We start from the raw sequence: 6,136 nt of genomic DNA, 5'->3' as shown, positions 1-6,136 counted from the left end.
GGAGGTGGAGGGGCTGATCGGCTTCTTCGTCAACACGCTGGTGCTGCGCACGGACCTGTCGGGCGACCCGTCGTTCCGGGAGGCGCTGCGGCGCGTGCGGGCCACCACGCTCGGGGCGCTGGAGCACCAGGAGGTCCCGTTTGAAAAGCTGGTGGAGGCGCTGCGGCCGGAGCGAAGCCTGAGCCACGCACCGTTGGTGCAGGTCTCGTTCACCCTGCGTGACGGCGCCGGCTCCCGCCCGGCGCTGCCGGGGCTGGAGGCGTCCGAAGTGGACGTGCACACCGGCACGGCCAAGTTCGACCTGGACCTGGCGGTGGACCGGACACAGGACGGCCTGCGGGTGGAGCTGGAGTACGCCACCGACCTCTTCGACGGCGCGACCATCGGCCGCATGCTGGGGCACCTGGCCCGCCTGCTGGAGCAGGCCGCCGCGGACCCGGACCGCCGCGTTTCCGCGCTGGACCTGCTTTCGCCGCGCGAGCACGACTTTCTTGCCGCCGTTTGCGCGTCCGCCGATCCGCCGGCCGACACGCGCCTGTTTCCCGAGCGCTTCGCCCGTCAGGCGGCGCGCACGCCCGGTGCCGTGGCGCTGGTGCACGGCGCGGAGCAGGTGACCTACGCCGAGCTGGATGCGCGCGCCAACCGGCTGGCGCACCGGCTGGCCGCCCTGGGGGTGGGGCCGGAGGTCTGCGTGGGGCTCCATCTTCCCCGTACGCCGGAGATGGTGGTGGCCATGCTGGCCGTGCTCAAGGCGGGTGGGGCGTACGTTCCGCTGGACGCGCGCCTTCCGGCGGACCGCATCGCCCACGTGCTGCGCGACTGCGCGGCCCGCGTGCTGCTGTCGCGCGCGGTGGACGCCGCCCGCGTTGAACTCCCCGCCGGGTGCCGCGCCCTCTGCCTCGACGCCGGCGCCGCCGTCGCGCGCATGCCGGACGGGGCGCCGCGGGTGCAGATCCATCCCGGGAACCTTTCGCACGTCATCTACACCTCCGGCTCCACCGGCCGCCCCAAGGGGGTGATGATCCGGCACGGCGGCGTCGCCTCCTTTCTTTCCGCCATGCAGGCGCTGCTCCCGCTCGCTCCCGGCGAGCGGGTGCTGGGCGCGACTTCGCTTTCCTTCGACGTGTCGGTGGCCGAGGTGCACCTGTCGCTGGCGTCGGGCGCCACGCTGGTGCTGGTGGAGAACGCGCTCTCGCTGGCGGAGGGGGACCACGGCCCGCTGGCGCAGGCCAGCATGGGGCCCAGCGCCGCGGCGGAGCTGCTGCGGGCCCGCGCGCTTCCCGGAGGCGTGCGGCGGCTGTACCTGGGCGCCGAGCCGGTGCCGGCGGAACTGGTGCGCGCGCTGTACGCGGCCGGTGTTCCGGAGGTGCACAACTTCTACGGCCCCACCGAGGACACGACGTCCTCCACCCACGCGGCGCTGGCGGCGGGGGTGGAGCGGGTGACGGTGGGCCGCCCCCTCCCCGGCAGGCGGGCCCGGGTGCTGGATTCCGCCCTGCGCCCCGTGGCCGTGGGCGTGTACGGCGAGGTGTACCTGGCCGGCGCCGGCGAGGCGCGCGGCTACCTGGGGCAGCCGGGGATGACGGCGGAGCGCTTCGTCCCGGATCCGTTTTCGGCGTGCGGCGGACGGATGTACCGCACCGGCGACCGCGCCCGCTGGACGGCCGAGGGGCTGCTGGAGTACCAGGGCCGCACCGACTTTCAGGTGAAGGTGCGCGGCTTTCGCGTGGAGCCGGGCGAGGTGGAGGCGGCGCTGCGGGAACGGCCGGAGGTGCGCGAGGCCGCGGTGGCCGCGCGCGCGGGGGCGGGGGGCGGGGCGGTGCTGGCGGCGTACGTGGTGGCCGAGCCCGGGCGGGCCGTGAACCCGGCTGCGTTGCGCGAGCACCTGCAGATGCGGCTTCCCGCGTACATGGTGCCGTCGGCGATCGTGGCGCTGGACGCGCTGCCGCTGAACGCGAACGGCAAGGTGGACCGCAAGGCGCTCCCCGCGCCGGAGCTGCAGGCCCGGGACGACGACTACACGGCCCCGCGCACGCCGGTGGAAGAAGCGCTCGCGGGGATCTGGGCGGAGCTGCTGGGGCGCGACCGGGTGGGCATCCACGACGGCTTCTTTGCCCTGGGCGGCCACTCGCTGCTCGCCATGCGCCTGGTGTGGCGCATCCGCGAGACGCTGGACGGAGAGGTGGACCTGGTGACGCTGTTCGAAACGCCCACCATCGCCGGCCTGGCTCCCCGCCTTTCCTCGCGCGCCGGGCGTCCCGCCCCCGTGGCGGACGCCACCATGGGCGCGGCCCGCCTGCTGGACATGCTGGACGATCTCTCCGAAGACGAGCTGGACCGCCTTCTGGCCGCTGACCTGGACCAAACCACCGCGCCGTCATGACCGTGCCCCCCCGAACGACCCCGCTCTCGAGGGAAGAAAAGCAGGCGCTGCTGCGCCGCAGGCTCGTCCAGCGGATCAGCCAGACGCGCGCGGAGGCGACTTCGTTCGCCCAGGAGCGCCTGTGGTTCCTGGAGCGGATGAACGGCTCCAGCGCGCTGTACAACGTTCCCGACGCGCTGCGCCTGCGCGGCGTGCTGGATGCGGCTGCGCTGGAGAGCGCCGTCGGCGAAATCATTCGCCGCCACGAGTCCCTGCGCACCACCTTCCGCGAAGTGGACGGCGGGCCGGTGCAGGTGATCGCCCCGTTCGCCGGCTTCTCGCTCCCCCGGGACGACCTGTCGGCGCTGCCGGCGGACGCGCGCGAGGCCCGGGCGCACCTCCTTGCCGCGGAGGACGCGGCCCTCCCCTTTGACCTGGAGCAGGGCCCGCTCCTTCGTGCGCGGCTGCTGCGGCTGGCCGGCGACGACCACGTGCTGCTGCTGTGCATGCACCACGTGGTTACGGACGGGTGGAGCATGGGCGTGTTCTATCGCGAGCTTTCGGCGCTGTACACGGCGTACGCCGCGGGCGCGGAGCCCGCGCTGGCGCCGCTGCCGTTGCAGTACGCCGAGTACGCCGCCGAGCAGCGCGGGCGCCTGACGGCCGCGGCCATGGACCGCGAGCTGGCCTGGTGGAGGGAGCGGCTGGCCGGCGCGCCCGCGCTCCTGGAACTGCCGACGGACCATCCCCGCCCGGCCGCGCAGTCGTACCGCGGGGCCCGCGAGGCCGTGGAGGTCCCGGCCGAAGTCACGGAGCGTCTGCAGGCGCTGGCACGCGCGGAGGGCGCATCGCTGTACATGGTGGTGCTGGCCGCGTTCCAGGTGCTGCTGGGCAGGTACGCCGACACGGACGACGTCGTCGTGGGCAGCCCCATCGCGGGGCGCACGCGTCCGGAGGTGGAGGGGCTGATCGGCTTTTTCGTCAACACGCTGGTGCTGCGCACGGACCTGTCAGGCGACCCCGGATTCCGCGAACTGCTGCGCCGGGTCCGCGCCGCCACCCTGGGCGCCTACGCGCACCAGGAGGTGCCGTTCGAGCGGCTGGTGGCCGAGGTGCAGCCGGAGCGCAGTCTGGGCCACGCGCCTCTGTTCCAGGCGCTGCTGACGCTGGACGAGGCCGGGGCGGAAACGGAGGCCCTCCCGGGGCTCACGGTTTCGCGCGTGAAGCTGGAGACCGGCACCGCCAAGTTCGACCTGGCGCTGGCGCTGGCGCAGAACGGGAACGGCCTGTCCGGCGAGCTGGTGTACGCCAGCGACCTCTTCGGCGCGGCCACCATCCGCCGCATGGCGGCGCACCTGGGCCGCGTGCTGGAGCAGGTTGCCGCCGACGCCGACGTCCGCCTGTCGGGGCTGGAGCTGGCGGACGCGGCCGAACGCGCGCAGCTGCAGGCGTGGAACCGCACCGCCGCGGAGTATCCCGCGCAGGGCACCCTGCACACCCTGTTTGCGGAACGGGCCGCCGCCACCCCGGAAGCGGTGGCCGTAGCCTGCGGCGGGGAGACGCTGACGTACGCCGAACTGCACGTGCGCGCCAGCGCACTGGCGTGCCACCTGGCCCGGACGGGCGTGCGGCCGGGCGACCGCGTCGGGCTGGCTCTGGAGCGCTCGCTGGAGGTGCCGGTCGCGCTCCTCGCCACGCTCCAGGCGGGTGCCGCGTACGTCCCGCTGGACGCCACCTACCCTCCCGAGCGGCTGGCGGGGATGCTGGCCGACGCCGCCGTTTCGGTGCTGGTGGTACGCGACGGGCTTCCCGGTTCGCTGTCCGGTTTTGCGGGGCCGGTGGTGGTGCTGGAGCACCATGCGGAGGCGATTGCCGCCTGCCGGGGCGAGCCGCTGCCGCAGGCGGGGGTGACGGCGGATTCCGAGGCGTACGTGATGTTCACCTCCGGCTCCACGGGGCGTCCCAAGGGGGTTGGCGTGCCGCACCGCGCCGTGGTGCGGCTGGTGCGCGGCACCGGCTTCGCGGATTTCGGCCCGGAGCAGGTATTTCTGCAGATCGCGCCGCTCTCGTTCGACGCCAGCACGCTGGAGATCTGGGGGCCGCTGCTCAACGGCGGACGTCTGGTGATGTTTCCTCCGCACGCCCCGTCGCTTGAGGAACTGGGCGCGGCGCTGGAGGAGTACGGCGTTACCGTGCTCTGGCTCACCGCCGGGCTTTTTCACCAGATGGTGGACCTGCGGCTCGAAAGCCTCGGCGGGCTGCGCCAGCTCCTGGCGGGTGGCGACGTGCTTTCTCCCGCGCACGTGCTGCGGGTGCTGGAGCGCTATCCGGCGCTGCGGCTCACCAACGGGTACGGGCCCACGGAGAACACCACCTTCACCTGCTGCCACGACATCCGGCCCGAGGACGCCCGGCGCCGCTCCATTCCCATTGGCCGGCCCATCGCCAACACGCGCGTGTGGGTGCTGGACGCGGGGATGCGGCCGGTGCCGGTGGGGGTGCCCGGCGAACTGTGCACGGCGGGCGACGGGCTGGCCCTGGGCTACGTGGGCAGGGCGGAATTGACGGCGCAGAAGTTCGTGGAGGTGGAGCTGCACGGGCGGCGCGAGCGGGTCTACCGCACGGGCGACCGGGTGCGCTGGCTGGAGGACGGCACCCTGGAGTTCATGGGCCGGCTCGACGGGCAGGTGAAGCTGCGCGGCTTCCGGATCGAACTGGGCGAGATCGAGTCCGTGCTGCGCGGCCACGCCGCCGTGCGCGACTGCGTCGTGGTGATGCGCGAGGACGCCCCGGGCGAGAAGCGGCTGGTTGCCTACGTGGTGGGTGAAGCCGACGCCGCGGCGCTGCGCGCGTGCCTGCGCCTGAGCGTCCCGGAGTACATGGTCCCCAGCGCCTTCGTGCTGCTGGACGCACTGCCGCTTACGCCCAACGGCAAGCTGGACCGCAAGGCGCTGCCGGAGCCGGACAGGGCGTCCGAATCCGAGGGCTACGTGGCGCCGCGCACGCCGGCGGAAGAGGTGCTGGCGGGGCTTTTCGCCGAGCTGCTGCGGGTGGAGCGCGTGGGGCGCGGCGACGACTTCTTTGCGCTGGGCGGGCACTCGCTGCTGGCGACGCGCGTGGCGTCGCGGGTGCGCGCGATCTTTGGGGTGGAGCTGCCGCTGCGGGACGTGTTCGCGGGCGGCACGCCTGCCCGGCTGGCGCAGCGGGTGGAGGCGCTGCGGCGCGCGGGTGTTCCGGCGCTGGCGCCCATGGCCGCGGTGGAGCGGACGGACGCGCTTCCGCTCTCATTTGCGCAGGAGCGGCTGTGGGTCCTGGACCGCATGGAGCCGGGGAGCGCCCTGTACAACGTCCCCAGCGCCATGCGCCTGCGGGGCGCGCTGGATGCGGGTGCGCTGGAGCGTGCGCTGGGCGAGATCGTGCGCCGGCATGAGGCGCTGCGGACCGTCTTCCGCGAGGGCGAGGGCGGCCCGGTGCAGGTGATTGTGCCCCTCACCGGCTTTGTGCTCCCCGTCGAGGACCTGTCCGCGCTGGAGGCCGCGTCTCGTGAAGCCGAACTCGCGCGCCTCGCCGACGCGGACGCCATGCGCCCGTTCGACCTGGCCGCCGGCCCGCTCTTCCGCGCGACCCTGCTGCGCCTGGCTGACGACGAGCACGTGCTGCTCCTCTGCATCCACCACATCGCCAGCGACGGGTGGAGCATGGGCGTGCTGTACCGCGAGCTGTCGGCGCTGTACGGCGCGTATCAGCAGGGCGGGGAGTCGCCGCTGCCGGAGT

The 6,136-nt window shown here is 73.9% G+C and carries 2 protein-coding genes; both read left to right on the top strand.

Going from position 1 to position 6,136, the window contains the following annotated elements:
* Nucleotides 1-2,383 (top strand): amino acid adenylation domain-containing protein (locus VF665_RS00325; RefSeq protein ID WP_331051402.1); only part of this gene is annotated, 2,383 nt, incomplete at its 5' end.
* Nucleotides 2,380-6,136, top strand: a 3,757-nt coding sequence (locus VF665_RS00320) for an amino acid adenylation domain-containing protein (protein ID WP_331051401.1), incomplete at its 3' end; no start/stop codon positions are given. The genes VF665_RS00325 and VF665_RS00320, both read left to right, overlap by 4 nt.

Source organism: Longimicrobium sp. (assembly GCF_036387355.1).
GTDB lineage: Bacteria > Gemmatimonadota > Gemmatimonadetes > Longimicrobiales > Longimicrobiaceae > Longimicrobium.
This window is presented reverse-complemented; position numbering and strand designations above follow the sequence as displayed.